Source organism: Blautia sp. HCP3S3_H10_2, from assembly GCF_052122375.1.
Classification (GTDB): domain Bacteria; phylum Bacillota; class Clostridia; order Lachnospirales; family Lachnospiraceae; genus Blautia_A.
In genome coordinates this window covers 1-16172 of the sequence record NZ_JBQKCL010000018.1, presented here as the reverse complement: position 1 = coordinate 16172, position 16172 = coordinate 1, and the positions used below count along the sequence as shown (strand labels likewise).

The window sequence follows — 16172 nt, the reverse complement described above, 5'->3', positions numbered from 1 at the left end:
GTCTTTTTTCCTCCTTACTGATACTTTTTCAGTAAAAGGACCGCATTGTGACCACCAAATCCAAGAGAATTACTCATGGCGTAAGTTACCTTTTGCTGTACCGGTCCTGCAATACAATAATCAAGATCAAGCTCTTCTTCTGTCTCGCGGGTTCCAACGGTCTGATGGATAAAGCCTTCCTCAATTGACTTGGCACAGACAATAAATTCTACTCCTCCGGCGGCACCAAGAAGATGACCGATCATAGACTTGGTGGAATTAATTTTCACTTTTTTTGCCGCATCTTTCAAAGCAGCTTTGATTGCCCTGGTCTCGAAAAGGTCGTTATGATGCGTTCCCGTTCCATGTGCATTGATATAATCAATTTCCTCTGGCTGTACCCCGGCTTCTTTCATCGCATCGGTCATGGCTCTGGCCGCTCCGCTTCCATCTTCAATAGGGGAAGTAATGTGATATGCATCTGCTGTTGCCCCATATCCAGCCACTTCTGCATAGATCTTTGCATTTCTCGCTTTTGCATGCTCCAGTTCTTCCAGAACCACTACGCCAGCCCCTTCTCCGATTACAAATCCACCTCTGTCTTTGTCAAAAGGAATGGAAGCGCGGGCAGGATCTGTACTGGTACTAAGTGCAGTCAGATTGGTAAAACCAGCCACTCCCACAGGAGTGATCGCACCTTCTGTTCCACCAGCCAGCATAACCTCAGCATCCCCGTACTGAATCGCCCGAAAAGCATCTCCGATACAATGTGTCCCAGATGCACATGCTGTCACAACATTGGTACATTTTCCTCTCGCACCAGTTGCAATAGACACATTTCCAGCCGCCATGTTGCTGATCATCTTGGGCACAAGAAGCGGATCCACCTTGGAAGGACCTCTTTGCAGCAATCTCTGCTCGGCATTCTCCATTGCCTGCAGGCTTCCGATTCCAGAGCCTACGATCACACCTACACAGAAGGGATCTTCTTTTTCCATATCAATCCCGGCATCTGCCAGTGCTTCTTTCGCAGCTGCCACTGCATACTGGGAAAATAGTTCCATACGCTTTGCAGCTTTAAAATCCATATAATCTTTTGCATTAAAATCTTTCACTTCAGCTGCAAGCTTCACCTTAAAATCTGTCGTATCAAACCTGGTAATTTCCCCAATTCCAATCTCGCCTGCTTTTATATTTTCCCAGAATGTTTCCACATTATTTCCAATAGGCGTAACCGCACCTAATCCAGTCACTACCACCCGTCTTTTACTCATAACATTCCTCCATCTACACACAAAACCTGCCCCGTAATATATCTGGCTTCAGGAGATGCGAAAAATGCCACAGCCTTCGCCACATCTTCCGGTTCTCCAAAATTTCCCATTGGAATATTCTTCAAAGTTTCTTCTTTTACCTTATCAGGAAGCACATCTGTCATGTCCGTTCTGATAAAGCCAGGAGCTACAGCATTTACCGTAATCCCGCGGGAAGCAAGTTCCTTTGCGGCAGTCTTGGTAAGACCGATCGCGCCGGCTTTTGAAGCTGCATAATTTGCCTGTCCGGGGTTTCCACCGATTCCTACAACAGAGGCCATATTTATGATCCGGCCGCTTCTTTGCTTCACCATCTGTCGTGATACATGGCGGATGCAGTTAAAGGTTCCCTTAAGATTTGTGTCCACAACTTTTCCAAAATCTTCCTCACTCATTGCCATCAAAAGTCCGTCTTTTGTAATCCCTGCATTGTTTACCAGGATGTCGATCCGGCCATATGTTTTTATTATTTCTTTGATAAAAGCTGCACAGGCGTCAAAATCTGCCACATTGCATTGGCTGATTACAGCTTGTCCTCCCTGCCTCTCAATTTCCGCTTTTACTGCTTCTGCTTTTTCTTTTGAGCCATTGTAATTGATGATTACAAATGCTCCTTTTTGGGCCAGTTCAATGGCGATTGCTTTCCCGATTCCCCGGGAAGCGCCCGTCACAACTGCGATTTTTTTCTCTGTATTCATGCCTTATTTTTGCTCCTGTCATTCAGATTCCCATAGCCTTTTCATTTACAAGCTTTGTAATCAGCTTAAGATCTTCCACTTTCTGAATATTATAGGTTGTCACCTCTGGCGCGATCTTTCGCATAAAACCAGTCAGTGTTTTTCCCGGACCAATTTCCACAAAGGTGTCCGCACCATCTGCAAGCATCTGTTCCACGCTCTGCTGCCATAGCACAGAAGATGAAATTTGTCTTGTGAGAAGATCTTTTGTGGCACAGATGTCTGTAATATACTGTGCAGTTACATTGGTCACATATGGGATTTTCAGACTGGTAAATTCCACTTTGTCCAGTTCTTTTTCCAATTCTTTTCCTGCATTTTTAAGCATAGAGGAATGAAATGGACCACTTACTGCAAGGGGAAGAACACGTTTTGCACCGCATTCTTTCAGCTTTATTGAGGCCTCATCTACAGCTGCTTTCGGACCTGTAATCACGATTTGTCCAGGACAGTTATAATTCGCAATTTCAGCTTTTGTCCCTGCAATAATGCTCTCAATTTCCTGGGTTTTGAGTCCAAGAACAGCTGCCATAGAGCCCTCTCCTGCCGGTACCGCCTGTTCCATAAGGATTCCTCTTTTCCGTACGGTTGTTATGGCATCCTTGGCACTCATTCCGCCTGCCACAGAAACCGCACAGTATTCACCAAGGCTTAAACCTGCTGTTACATCCGGATGAAGACCATATTCTTCTACCACTTTTTCCATTGCCAGACAGGTGGTTACCAGCGCTGCCTGGGTATATTCAGTTAAATTTAACCGGTCATTTTTCTCAAAACAAAGCGCTTTCATATCCAGTGAAAGCCACTGGCTTGCATCATCAAAAAGCTGTCTGGCGACTGGAAATTGTTCATAAAAATCCTGCCCCATTCCCATCTTCTGGGCACCCTGTCCGGGAAAAAGAAATGCAATCTTACTCATAAATTCCAGTTCCTTTCAGCAGATCATCCGTCTCCTTTACAAGCTTCTGGATCAGGTCATAACAGCTCATCTGCTCCTTTACAAGACCTGCGCTCTGGCCCGCCATTACGCTTCCAGTTTTTACATCACCATCCACCACAGCACGCCTCAGACTTCCAAGAGTCATCTTCTCAAGTTCCTCAAAGGAAACTCCCTCTGCCTCTTTTTTCAGGTATTCTTTTGTCATCTGATTCCGAAGGGCACGTACCGGATGACCAGTGGAACGGCCAGTGACTTTGGTATCAATGTCCCTTGCTTTCAGGATCATATCTTTGTAATTCTGATGCGCCCAGCACTCTGTGGTTGCCACAAAATGAGTACCCATCTGGACAGCTCTGGCACCAAGCATAAACGCTGCTGCGATTCCTCTTCCATCTGCAATTCCCCCTGCCGCAATCACTGGTATATTTACTGCATCTACAATCTGGGGAACCAGAACCATTGTTGTTGTCTCGCCAATATGCCCGCCAGATTCGCAGCCTTCTGCCACTACGGCATCTGCGCCGCAGCGCTCCATCCTTCTTGCCTGAGCTACAGATGCAATGACCGGAATGATCCTGACACCTGCTTCTTTCCACATTTTCATGTATTTTTCCGGACTTCCGGCTCCAGTTGTAACTACTGGAACTTTTTCTTCCACGATTACCTTTGCGATTTCATCCGCATACGGGCTCATCAGCATAATATTGACTCCAAAAGGCTTATCCGTAAGCTTTTTTACCTGATGTACCTGCTCACGAACCCAATCCGCCGGAGCACTTGCCGCGCCGATCAAACCCAGTCCGCCAGCTTCTGAAACAGCCGCCGCCAGATGATATTCTGCTACCCAGGCCATGCCGCCCTGAATGATTGGATATTCAATTCCAAGTAACTTCGTAACTTCTGTTTTCATGAAAATCTCCATTCTGCAATTTCATTTTATCGTAACTGTTCAGAGCCCACCTCCAAAATGCTTCGCATTTCGTCGGTTTGGCGTATCCGCCAAATGGATTTATGTGCAAAAGTGTTCATTCATGCAAGCATGATTCACACTTTTGCACATAAATCCGCTTAGCTCTGAACAGTTACATTTTATCTATGTTTTCCAAGCATTACTGACGGCTCTGAAGATAAACTTCCACATCGCCAATGGTCTTGATATTCTCCAGATCTTCCGTAGGAATCTCTACTTCAAATTCCTCTTCCAGAGCCATTACCATCTCGAAAAGATCAAGGGAATCTGCCCCAAGATCTTCTTTGAAAGAAGTCTCTGCTGTCATTGTATTTACATCTGCTCCTAATGAATCTGCTGCGATTGTTTTGATTTTTTCTAACATTTTTTGTTCTCCTTTTTTATCTATCTTATATTTTTTCGTAACTATTCAGAACATCTACAAAATGCCGTGTATTTCGTCAATGGGACACATCAAATTGATTTGAACAGTTACTTATTTTCTATAATCCAGAGCCTTTTTTCTGACCCGAATTAAGATTTGCCAATTGTTTTTACCATTGAAGCAGGCTTGCTCCATAAGTAAGTCCTCCACCGAATCCCGAAAGAACGACCCAGTCTCCAGCTTTTAATTCTCCTTTTTTATTCCATTCATCCAGAAGAAGTGGGATGCTTGCAGAAGATGTATTTCCCAGATTTTCTATATTCATGGGGAATTTTTCCAAAGGTTCTTTCATGTGCTTTGCTACGGAAGAAACAATCCTCTGGTTTGCCTGGTGAAGCATGTAGTAACGGATTTCTTCTTTTGTTTTTCCTGCCTTTTCCAATACCTCAAGGATTACTTCCGGCACTTTGGAAACAGCGAATTTAAACACCTCTTTGCCATCCATCTGCATATAAGTGGACGAAAGATCAGCCCTTGTTTCTGTAAATTCAGGCCGGTTCCGGCTGGCACAGGTAAGTGACTCTCCGCCGTTTCCCATAGAATGAGTCGCCTGAATGTAAACCGCGGATTCCTCATTTTCCAGGATCACAGCCCCAGCTCCATCGCCAAATAGTACACAGGTACTTCTGTCCTGCCAGTTAGTGAGATGGGACAGCGCTTCTGCCCCGATTACCAATGCCCGATGGTAAATCTGCTGTCCCAGATAAGCCTGGGCAGTGTTTAACGCCAGAAGAAATCCTGTACAGGCACCGTTCAGATCAAAGCAGGTGGCATTAACCGCACCGATCAGCTTTTGGACTTCGCATGCTGTACAGGGCATGATTCTCTCGGCTGACATCGTGGAAACCAGGATCAGGTCAATCTGCTCCGGCCACATTCCTGCATCTGTAAGAGCTTTTTCGGCTGCCCTTGCCGCCATATACGCCACTGTTTCCTCTTGTCCGGCTATGTGTCTTTGTCTGATTCCAGTACGTCCCCGGATCCATTCATCACTTGTATCCATCATGTGGGACAGATTATCGTTATCCCACACCTGAACTGGCCGGTAAGAGCCAGTCCCTTTTATTTTTCCAGTCATAATACCCTCCAGGTATTCCTTACTTATCCTTATGTTTTTATTTTTGTTTTAAAATTGTTTGATTATCAAAGTATATCATAAATTTTCTATTTGTCAACAAAAAATACTGCCTGAACAGGATTTTTCTTCCTGCATCAGACAGTATTCACCAGGCAACATTCTATTTTTTTATTTCTTTACCCGCACTTTGCAGGTTACTTTTTTGTTTCCAGACTTAACGGTAATTACAGTGGTTCCCCTCTTTTTCGCAACAATTTTTCCCTTCGAATTCACCGTGGCCACCTTGGGATTGGAGCTTTTATAAGTAACCTTCTGCTGGCTGGTTACTGGTGTAAGTACTACTTTCAGCTTAAAACTTTTCCCCTTTTTCGCAAGGGTCACGCTACGTTTATTTAAGGATATCGCAGTTGTTTTTACAATGCCCTTCTGCACCTTTACATATAGCGTTTTGCGGCTTCCGTTGGTATAAGTGATGGTAACCGTAGCTCTTCCGCTTTTTTTACCTGTTATTTTCTTGTTTTTGCCAATCAACACAATTTTCTTATTGGAAGTACTTAGCTTCTTAATTTTGCCAGATGGTTTGTATGACTGACCGATCTGTAAGGTGACTGAAACCGGAGCGGCTGTTGGCTTAGGATCTGCGGCCGGCACTGGTGTATTCGTTGGTGCCGGAGCCTTCGTTACCGCTGGTGCTTTCGTTGGTACAGGCTTCTCGCTTGGGATTGGCGTCGCTGTCGGCACTGGCACTCGGGTTGGTACCGGCATTGCCGTTGGCACAGGTACTCGTGTCGGCGCTGGCGTCGCTGTCAAAGTCGGTTCTGGCGTGATGGTCGATACGGGCACCTTTGTCGGAGTCGCAACCGGCACACTGGTTGGTACAGGTGTCTCAGTTGGTGTTACATCTGAAATCTCCTCTTTTTCCCCATATCCTTTTTCCCACAATACCGGCAAAATAAAGACAGGGGAACTATTCCCGCTTGACGAAGTAGAAAAGCTTGTGTATTCCACCCGCTCTTCGCCAATTGTAATAAATTGTCCTACTGACTGTCTTCCAACCAGCAGATATCTCTCTGATGGATTCGCTCCTACATCATCCCAGGTGGCATCCACCAGATACCATTTCCCGTCTTCCATCTGAATGTAATTCCACATATGGGCACCTGGCGTCCCCTGCGCTGTCCCCTTGGCCGTTCCACTGATACAGGCACAATTAATGCCCATATAATAACAGAGAATTTTCATGGATTTGGCATAGCCTTCGCAAACAAATGCCGGATTCTCATCGAGGAACAAGGACGCTGCTGTATGTACCCACATGGTATTGTCATTCCGGTATACTGCTTTCTGGCAGATATAATCATGGACGGTTTTTATTTTCTGACGCGGAGACATCCCTGCTGTCCTTGAGTTTAATTCCTGCACCGTTTTTTGTACATTTTCCATGAAAGCATCCATTCTTTTATGGGCGCCTGTGGTTATTTCACGGGATTCCGGATTAAAACTGAATCCAGAAAAAACAGCTCTATAGCCCGTAGAAGAAGACAAATCATAATTACAGCTGATCCTGTATCCATAACTTCCGCCCCGGAACCAGAACGCTTGTGGATAATCATAGGAAAAGGCATCCGATGCAGCCTGAATCGCACTGTTCACCCTGCTTTTTGCCAATTCATAGTCTTCGCCTTTTTTCTGGAAAGAACCATCTTCTACAACTGCCTCAAAAGAAATAGACTTTGGAAATTCAAAAGAAATACTCAGATTTTCCAAATGCTGGCTATACTCTGTCACATAATTCTGAACCAGTTGATCATAAAACCATCTGGCATTTTCATCTAACTGGTCTCCATAGCTGTCCGTATAAGTCTCCAGGGAAAACAGTCCAATGCCGTTGTCACTGGCATGATCCGCTAAAGCCCCTGAAAGGATTTCACCGGATTCTTCTGCTACAACATTATATCCAACCTCATACCCAGCCCAGACCTGTGACAAGCCAGATGCACCAATCAGTATAAAGGAACACATAATAAAAAAAGCCAAAAAACAATTTCTTTTTCCCATTTAAACACACTCTAAACTCTCTTCACGATCAGACAACGATATATACATTCACTGCATAAAAGCAAACTACTTCCAAGAACAATTTGGTAATACCGAACCCTTGATATTTTTATATTTATCCTGTCATTTTCCACAATGAACGCAACTGGCAGAAGCAACGGCAGGAAATACCTGGCCTGTACACCTTTGATCTGCCCAGCCCCAATCGGCGAGAAAGTCAGATACATAGCCAGCCAGATCAGAACAACAGATAAAAATACATTTATAATACAATACCATCTATTCCTTTTTAAATTATAATATATCGTATTTTCACCCTGAGGTTTTACAAGAAACAGTAAAAGAAGTAACGGTAAAAGAAGTAAAGCCCATACTTCTTTTAGCATTCCAAGCACATAAAAGTTCAGGAACATCTGATTAAAGATCAAAGTAGTATTATTTGCTGTTTCTCCATTATTTCTGAAATTATCAAATGAAAAAATATCCCTGATAAACATTTTCACAGTTGCCAGAGGATGTTCCAACATACTCAAAAGCTGTCCCACAATTCCAGTGTTTCCACCTCTGGAATCTCCTCCGTAGAGCAGATTCCCTGTCAATATGTTTTCCAGCAATGGCTCTATCTTTATTACGATTACACCAATTGCCAATAAAACTACCAGAGCAGCAACGCATATTCCTGCTGCCTTTTTTACTTTCGTATCAAGCAGCCTCTTTCCTTTCTCCCACAGAATAGGAACGATCAGTAAAATCAATGGACAATACACAGGCTTTGCAACACATCCTATGCCCAGAAGAATCACTGCCCCAATCACATTTCTGATATTTTCGTTTCCCCGCACCTTTTCAAGTTCATTCATGCAAAGCACTACACCCAGCGTGATGGTTGAAAAAATCCATCCATCATAAGTATACATGCTTTCCTGGAAAATAACTGTAGGCATCATTCCTAAAGCTGCAATCAATACTTTTTTTCTTTTAGCAACAATAATTGCTATTGCAGTCAGCAAAGCACAGAAAACCAGATTTCCCAGTCGCCCTAATATATAACAGCCCACATAAGACGCCCCTGCCCTTTCTGCCAGATGATACATAAGAATCATAGGAAAATGGGTAATATAATTTCTCAAAGAACTTGGATTGCTATACGTTTCTTCCGTATTTCCAGCAAGCTGGTCCAGATATTCCCTGATCATATACTGTTCTTCTGAGGAATTTGCTGCCGTCCAGTTATTTCGCACAAAATTCAGTTGTGCAGCTGGATTCAAAGATACTTCCGATGAAAAATCAGCATTATATACGGTAGCATAATGCACCTCTTCATCCCAGGATATTGCATATGGACCGGAATCTATCGCTATTATCCCTCCAAAACCCACTGCCCCGACCAGATAAAACAGCCATACTCTTTTTAATATGAACTGTTTTTCAAATATAAGTAATATTGCCAGAAAACTTACCAGGCCAAAAAACAACATTCTATATTTGTTAAAAACAAGTTCGTTGGAATAAGAAATGCCAGATAGTTTTACCTTGGATGGGCGCTTAAATACAATCTCCAGTTTTACAATTTTCCTGTTAATATTTGTAAAAGCCGCTTCCAGCCCCGGATACATATATTCCTTCAACTCAACTGTTTCTTCTTTTCCAAAATCATTTATTGCCGTACAGGTTACATTATAATATCTTTTCTTTTTTACAGTTCCTTGCACGATCAGTTTCTTTATATATACCGGCTCCTCAAATTCTTTCTGATATATCAGTTTTCCATCTGAATCCGTAGTACTTTCACTTATTGAAACAGGGCTGTATCCGTTAATAATCGCCTGATAGTTGAATCCCAGTTCCACCAGAAGTGCAATCGCAACAGCCAGAACCGCTTCAATCACAATTCTGCTTATTTTATTCCTGATAAACAATAACTTCTCCTTTATTCCATGCCCTTATCTATCAAATTGTTATACTGTCCCTGAATCCGCTCCAGTTCCATTTCAAAATCCTGTCGGTTCTTCTGAACCATGGTCTGCAGAATCATACCTGAAAACAAAGACTGAATCGCGCCAAGTACAGCAAAACCGCAAACGATCAGCGTAGGTATTTTTCCAACCATGCCAGTCTCAAGATATTTCACAAATACCGGTATGAAGAATCCAATTCCTAAAATAAGCAATATACTTGAAAGAATTCCGAAGAATGCCATGGGCTTATAATTGCGATACAGTCTCGCAATGGTTCTCAATACTTTAAATCCATCGGAATAGGTATTCAATTTAGACTCGCTGCCATCCGGACGGTCTCTGTACTCGATTACTTCATTTTCAATATACATATTTTTATCCACAGCATGAATACTCATCTCTGTTTCAATCTCAAAGCCCTTGGACAATACTGGAAATGATTTTACAAACTGATAACTAAAAGCTCTGTATCCGGTCATAATATCGTTAATCTGTGTATTAAACATGAGATTGATACATTTGCGTACAAGACTGTTTCCAAAGTTATGGAATGGCCTTTTATTCTCTGTAAAATAAGTGGAGGATAAACGATCGCCAACTACCATATCCACTTTTTTGTCCAATACCTTCCTTGCCATGGCAGGTGCAAACTCTGCCGGATAGGTGTCATCCCCATCCGCCATGATGTAGCACTGTGCATCAATTTCACGGAACATCCGGCGGATCACGTTACCTTTTCCCTGCTGATACTCATACCGGACTACGGCGCCAGCCTTACGCGCAATCTCGTCTGTATGATCCGTAGAGTTATTATCATACACATAAACAATCGCTTCCGGTAATGCTTTTTTAAAATCTTTTACGACCTTTTCTATTGTTTTGCTTTCATTATAGCAGGGAATCAATACTGCAATTTTATCCATTTTATTGTGCTTCCTTTCCCATTTTCTTTCCTTTTTCCTTATGTTTATAACGAAACTTTATTTTTATCGTATTATTTTATTCTACTACACTGTAAATCTCCGGACAAGTTAATTATCATTTAACAGTTGCCTTAATTTTACTGCCTATCGTAAAATCAAACCGGGACTTCTCATGAGCTGTAACGTTTCTTCCTATGAGATACGGAAACAGCAGGCTTACCGGAAGCATGCAGATAGATGACAAACCATATCTTGGCCAATAGCAGATAGGTGTGGCAATAAGCAGCGTCGCGATATTTCCCAGGCAGGGAATAAAAAACAAGAGATAACGCCATTTTCCCTTTACGATCGCATACAGAATCATAAACAGCGCGATCCACAGGCATAAAGCCACTGACGGCATTGGCGTAGCCAGGGAAAAATATTCTTTCAGTTTCACATTCAGCTTACTATTTTCACCCAAAAGGCTTCCTGAATGGATTTTAAAATTCTTTTTAAGCATTTTAGGCCCCTTGGGAACTCCCATCGCACTATTACCAGTGTAACTGTTTAATTCCCAATAACTAAGCCCCCAGAAGCCACAGGTGTCCATCGCCCAGGCTTCCACATATAGCTTTGGATTTTTGATCAACAATGAGAGCCATACTTTCAGGAATTCCTTGTGGTGCTCCCTGAAAAAGGCGGAATCAAAATCATCGCTCCATTTCATATGGTCGACCAAACCCGGGCTATAATTTTCCCTGTATTTCTCCAATGGCATGATTTTGTCCAGAAACTCTTTTTCTTCCTCCGAAATATTCCCCTCGTATACAACCGTCCTTGCGACCTGCTGCAAAGGTACTCCATATGCACCGGCAGCCGTTCCTAAAATTCCAAAATGGCGGAATACTGGTCCCTGAATCACACAGCAAAAAGCAATAGTTGCTACTGTCGCTAATATCAGACTTTTTCCCAGTACACATCTGTTTTTCCCAATAAGCGCACAGCCCATCATAAGAATCAGGGAAAACAACGCAACATATTTGCCATTGTGCCTTGAAAAGCACATCACCAATATGGCGAGCATACATTGCAAAATATATTTCTTATCTTTTGAGACTTTCCCTCTGGAATAGATCAGATCAAACAATTTAAAACTGTAAAAATAAACTGCCATTGCGAAAATCGGATCTTTCCACATACTCACAGCATGCTGTCCCCAGAATCGCGGCAGTGCAAAGAACAGCAATACGAAAAAACAGATTTTCTTAGATATATTTTTGTTCCGGAGCCAGCAGATACTATATGCAAAAATACCGCCCATATACAACATTTGCAAAACAGAATAAATCGCACACCCAAATGTATTTCCCCTGCCGATCAAATGACTCAGTGATATACAGAATTTTACAAACATCGTAAACATAAAAGGATGCATATCACCATATTTCCATTTGCCAATAGCCTGCCCTATGGACATGGTTGAATCTCCATATATAATAGCAGGATAATACAGGATCAGATAAGGAAGCCAACAAATAAACAGAACAATTGTTAAAATGATGAACCATTTTGTACTGGAAATCCCAACTGCATAACAATTCTTTCCGGAAATGTCTTCTTTACTAATTCCTCCAGTATTTACTTCTGTATTTTTCTTTGCACCTGCTTTTACATTTTCGAATATTATAGTGTATATCCTGGTAGATGAAAACAGCTGAACCATCCCGAAGCTTAACAACATAAAGGCATACAAAAGCACCAAGAAAGCAATCAGATCATATCCCGTGTATTCTTCTATGTAGTTTGCCGTAATATCGCTGTAAAAATCGTAGAACTGCATCACCATATGTTTGCAGACGACTAATACCACTGATATTCCCAGAGAAAAAAGACAATACCACCATTTCTTCTGCCCAAATTCTTCTCTGTTTTTCCAGACATACTCCTGAAGCAGATAAAACGCAGCTGCTATGGGAAACAGAATTACCGATGTGCCTGGAAGCTTCAGGTATTCTGTTAATACTCCTGCGCAGGTAAGGCTTAAAAGGATCCGGGGGATAAAATGTCTGTAGATATCTGTTAAAAATAATTTATTTTTTTCTTTTGTCATTTTATACAACAGCCTCTGTTATTCTTTTATTTCCAATTGTAAGTTCGTGAAGCCCGATTTCTTTTTTCTTATTAAAATTGAAACTAAGCATATAACCCTCATCTACATGATATGCATCCAAATATTCCACAAGCTGCTCTCCACGGCAATTGTATTCCTGTCCGCGCCATATTTTCATCTCAATAATAAACTATTCTCCACGATAATCCACAATTACATCCGTTCGTTTCTGATTACGTGTTCTTGATCTTAAGCCGCTTTTTCTAAATTATTTTGCTGTGAAAGATCATTGTATTCCAAAAGCTCTGAAAAAGTATGTGCGAATGTCGCTGAAAAGTCTTCCTCGCTCTGAAAATCCGCATTTCCAAACGTCTGGAAATCCATCAGAATCACATAGTACTCGTCCTGTAAATATCTATATAATGCCCGAAGAGTAGTTGTCTTCCCGTATTGCCGCGCTTTGTTTATCACAAAATAGCAGTCATCATCTACAAGCTTCTTGATTTCTTTTAAACGCGCATCCAGATTAACCATATAATGCTTCTCCGGGATACAGATACCGGTAGTGTTGAAGGATTTAGGCATGTGAACTCCTTTCTGAGGCAGGAGTAATCGACTTTCATTCATGGTGATGTCTGTGTTAGCAGACGTTTCCGTTTAGTTACTTGAAATAAAAAATCCCGCCGCTTGTCTATGTAGTTTTTATTTTACTACACAGGCTGGCGGCGGGCAAGGGAATAAAATTATTCTTTATTTTCCTGTACAGGCTATAGTAACAGTCTTAGTTCTAAAAGTGAATTTATAGTAGTACATTTAATCCCAAGCACCCTTCCATACCCATATTTAGCATAAACAAACGGTATCTCCGCTTTAACTGAAGCAGTATAATCCCCTATTGTATCACCAACAAATAACATTTTATCATATGGATATTTGGCTTTAATATTTTCAAGCATATTAATTTTGGTATATCCACCTTTTTCCTTTGCTACTTCAATATACTCAAAAAAAGCAGAAATACCGAATAATTCAAATAACTTTTCAACCTGTGGTTTAGTTTTCATCGTTGCAATGCAAATCCTGTAATTATTTTTTTTCAAGTATTTTAACAAATCCTCTAAACCTTTATATGGTCTAGACTCCCCCACATATTTAGTCACATACTTTTTCCGGTATTTTCTAGTTGCCTCCATTGCAATCTCATCAGAAAACCCATTAAACTTTATCAGACTGTCTTTTATTGCAGGTCCAATGTATTTGTCTTCTTCTCTCTCATTAATTTTTTTGCAGCCATATGAATCAAGTATATCATTAAGGCAATGTATTATACCTGATTTAGTATCAAATAAAGTTCCATCAATATCAAAAATTATTGTTTTCATCATTTTTATATTTTCACATACTTTGGCGTAGTCAAAAAGCTAATTTTTATTTTCTTGGAATACTCTTTAAATACTTTTTTCATGCCCTCATTCATAGCATCTAATACTGCATTCCTAGTAATAACTTCCATATGTTTATCCGCATAATTATCTGCTGTTTCGTGTGAGTATCCATCAAATCCTGCAAGAGCAATTTCCTTAACACCATAATTCATTAAAAATTTTACTGCCATTAATCCCGCATTATCTTTTACTGCTTCTATATCATTCACAAGATCTCTATATTTTACTTGAAGATAAACATCTTCACTGGTAATGTTTGAAGTAACTATGCACTTACCATATATGGACTTGTCAATTTCCCTATATCTTCTTAAATTACTCAAAAATACATAATTTGAAAGAGCATAATTAAAATTCACACTAATACATATTGCTGTTTTAGCATATTGTTCGATTTTTTCTCTCTCAACGACAGAACTTTTACCAGGTGCAACCAAAAGAACTTTTCGATTCTTTAATAAACTCAAAAGTTCATCTTTATGTTCATCCTGAACTTTTCCTATAGCAAGATATCTTGTATACAGTTCTTCAATATATGCTTTATCAAATCCAACCTTTTTTTCGTTATCCATCAGTTGAAATATATTTTCCATATCTTCTACAGTTAATGTTTTTTTATCATCTAAAAAACTCGCATAATTAGGATGAGCATTATTTTTTGCAGAAATATAATTCGGCAATGAATATCCCCAGTAATTTTTCTTATAGAACGAATCTAAAATTTCATCAACAATCGTCAACAACGGTTTCAATTTATAATCCGCATTATGATTCTCATTTAAATATTCTGTAAATAATTCTGTATTTAAATTGCCAGCTCCTCGTCCCATTCCGTAAACAGATGCATCAATAATAATTGATCGGTTACTTTGAACCTGAGTCAGACTAAGGCAATTAGAATATGCCAACTGCATATTATTGTGGGAATGAAAGCCAACATGCACTTTATCTGAAAGATTATGCTCAACTGTATAAAAAAGACGTATCAAATCTTTTTCTTTCATCATTCCAAAACTATCTACTATATAAAATGCATAAGGTTCGAAATTATTGACTTTTTTAATTAAATCAATAAATTCTTCATCCGTATAAGACAAAGAAACCATCCCTTGGACAAATACTTTATATCCTTTTTCTTTCAATTTTTTACAGAATTCAAGAGCGTTTTCCATTTCTCTTTTATGAAATGCTACTCTTATACCTTCCACAGACATTCCATCATATTGCGGAATATCATCTATATTATATTCGTAAGCGTATAAAAATTGGGTGCTTTGACGTTTACCAATAAATATCTTATCATAAAGTAAAGAGTAAAATTTTACTACACTATCTACCAGGTGATAAACCTAAAGGTAGAAATATACTACTTTATGGAGAAATCTTATGGCACAGTTAAGAACCCGCCGCTCTCAGGAAGAGTGGCTTGAACTCATTCAGGAATGCCGCTGCAGTGGTATGACAGACCGTGATTGGTGCGACCAGCATGGAATCGTTGTCAGTTCTTTTTATAACGCAGTGAAACGGCTCCGCAAAAAAGCCTGTGACATTCCTTATACTTCTAATAAGAAGTCATATGCGCTGGATCTTACTTCCAATAAACAGGATGTTGTCCAGATAGACATATATCCGGATCATGATCCGGAAGCAGGTGCAGTGGCTTTACCACAAACACCTGCGGTGCACCTTGACAATTCACATACGATTGAACTGGTGATGGATGACGTAGCCATCAGGATCAATAATTCCGCTAACCCTGTTCTGTTAGAACAGATCCTTAGGATGATACGTCCGTCATCATGTTAGCGGACATCTCCGGTGTCGATGCCATTTTTATCGTGACCGGTTTATCCTCAGAGTATTTTTATCCTCATCTTTTCTGGATATAGCGATATTTACTCTCTTCTTCGCAAAAAAGATGAGGATAACATATTTTATGTGATAATGGAATCGCATTAAAATCGAAAGGATGTGATTTCATGAATTATGCTGATACCGTCGAAAAGGTAATGTCACTACTTAAAGAAAAGAAGGTGTGTTCAAGCAGTAGAAAGTCGCATAGGGACTGTTATGAATCTCTTGGATCGTATCTCGACCAAAATAGTACCGAGTATACGGTCAAAGCGCGTGATGAATGGTTTGCTGAGATTAAGAAAAGCCTTCCTTCACAGCGATGTGTCATATGGATCCGGTATGTATACCAGTTAGAGGAAATGGATTCTTCAGGAACAGTATCTGACCGCAGGCTATATCTA

Annotated in this window: 15 protein-coding genes and 1 pseudogene; 2 read left to right on the top strand and 14 right to left on the bottom strand. The window is 40.6% G+C overall.

Annotation, left to right across the window (positions count from 1 at the left end; genetic code table 11):
- Nucleotides 1–14 precede the first annotated feature (14 nt).
- The 14 genes and pseudogenes from fabF to ACTQWB_RS16295 all read right to left on the bottom strand — a co-directional run bounded on the left by fabF (nucleotide 15) and on the right by ACTQWB_RS16295 (nucleotide 15125).
- Nucleotides 15–1253 (bottom strand): beta-ketoacyl-ACP synthase II, encoded by a 1239-nt coding sequence (gene fabF / locus ACTQWB_RS16360; protein ID WP_441502500.1) that lies wholly within the window; start codon nucleotides 1251–1253, stop codon nucleotides 15–17.
- Complete coding sequence (fabG, locus tag ACTQWB_RS16355; protein ID WP_441502499.1) at nucleotides 1250–1990, bottom strand: 3-oxoacyl-[acyl-carrier-protein] reductase; 741 nt, start codon at nucleotides 1988–1990, stop codon at nucleotides 1250–1252. The genes fabF and fabG overlap by 4 nt, the downstream gene beginning before the upstream one ends.
- Before the next feature lie 22 nt (nucleotides 1991–2012).
- Nucleotides 2013–2948 carry an ACP S-malonyltransferase gene (fabD, locus tag ACTQWB_RS16350; RefSeq protein WP_441502498.1) on the bottom strand — a complete coding sequence of 312 codons (936 nt, stop codon included), beginning with the start codon at nucleotides 2946–2948 and terminating at the stop codon, nucleotides 2013–2015.
- The gene (gene fabK, locus ACTQWB_RS16345; RefSeq protein ID WP_441502497.1) at nucleotides 2941–3879 is read right to left on the bottom strand and encodes an enoyl-[acyl-carrier-protein] reductase FabK; all 939 of its coding nucleotides are present in this window, start codon (nucleotides 3877–3879) and stop codon (nucleotides 2941–2943) included. The genes fabD and fabK overlap by 8 nt, the downstream gene beginning before the upstream one ends.
- Before the next feature lie 199 nt (nucleotides 3880–4078).
- On the bottom strand, nucleotides 4079–4303 hold the full coding sequence (acpP, locus tag ACTQWB_RS16340) for an acyl carrier protein (protein ID WP_441502496.1): 225 nt from the start codon (nucleotides 4301–4303) through the stop codon (nucleotides 4079–4081).
- Nucleotides 4304–4472: 169 nt separating this feature from the next.
- Entirely contained in the window at nucleotides 4473–5441 is a 969-nt protein-coding gene (locus ACTQWB_RS16335; protein WP_441502495.1) for a beta-ketoacyl-ACP synthase III, read from the bottom strand.
- 168 nt (nucleotides 5442–5609) lie between these two features.
- A complete protein-coding gene (locus ACTQWB_RS16330; RefSeq protein ID WP_441502494.1) occupies nucleotides 5610–7478 on the bottom strand; it encodes a transglutaminase domain-containing protein in 1869 nt (622 codons plus the stop codon).
- A gap of 32 nt (nucleotides 7479–7510) precedes the next feature.
- Nucleotides 7511–9418: a DUF2142 domain-containing protein gene (locus ACTQWB_RS16325; RefSeq protein ID WP_441502493.1), complete on the bottom strand. Its 1908-nt coding sequence runs from the start codon at nucleotides 9416–9418 to the stop codon at nucleotides 7511–7513.
- 11 nt (nucleotides 9419–9429) lie between these two features.
- Complete coding sequence (locus ACTQWB_RS16320) at nucleotides 9430–10380, bottom strand: glycosyltransferase family 2 protein (RefSeq protein WP_441502492.1); 951 nt, start codon at nucleotides 10378–10380, stop codon at nucleotides 9430–9432.
- A gap of 115 nt (nucleotides 10381–10495) precedes the next feature.
- Nucleotides 10496–12472 carry a DUF6020 family protein gene (locus ACTQWB_RS16315; protein WP_441502491.1) on the bottom strand — a complete coding sequence of 659 codons (1977 nt, stop codon included), beginning with the start codon at nucleotides 12470–12472 and terminating at the stop codon, nucleotides 10496–10498.
- A 1-nt stretch (nucleotide 12473) separates the two neighbouring features.
- Nucleotides 12474–12725: pseudogene (locus tag ACTQWB_RS16310) on the bottom strand (9-O-acetyl-N-acetylneuraminate esterase); the annotation flags it as partial.
- Entirely contained in the window at nucleotides 12722–13057 is a 336-nt protein-coding gene (locus ACTQWB_RS16305; protein WP_441502490.1) for a hypothetical protein, read from the bottom strand. The gene ACTQWB_RS16305 and the pseudogene ACTQWB_RS16310, both read right to left, overlap by 4 nt.
- 182 nt (nucleotides 13058–13239) lie before the next feature.
- Nucleotides 13240–13857: an HAD family hydrolase gene (locus ACTQWB_RS16300; protein ID WP_441502489.1), complete on the bottom strand. Its 618-nt coding sequence runs from the start codon at nucleotides 13855–13857 to the stop codon at nucleotides 13240–13242.
- Between the two features lie 2 nt (nucleotides 13858–13859).
- The gene (locus ACTQWB_RS16295; protein WP_441502488.1) at nucleotides 13860–15125 is read right to left on the bottom strand and encodes an aldolase catalytic domain-containing protein; all 1266 of its coding nucleotides are present in this window, start codon (nucleotides 15123–15125) and stop codon (nucleotides 13860–13862) included.
- Nucleotides 15126–15303: 178 nt separating this feature from the next.
- On the opposite strand from ACTQWB_RS16295, the gene tnpA reads away from it, so the two are divergent.
- Together tnpA and ACTQWB_RS16285 are read left to right on the top strand one after the other, a co-directional pair.
- On the top strand, nucleotides 15304–15723 hold the full coding sequence (gene tnpA, locus ACTQWB_RS16290; RefSeq protein ID WP_441502487.1) for an IS66 family insertion sequence element accessory protein TnpA: 420 nt from the start codon (nucleotides 15304–15306) through the stop codon (nucleotides 15721–15723).
- A gap of 173 nt (nucleotides 15724–15896) precedes the next feature.
- On the top strand, nucleotides 15897–16172 hold a 276-nt coding region (locus ACTQWB_RS16285; RefSeq protein ID WP_441514616.1), incomplete at its 3' end, for a hypothetical protein.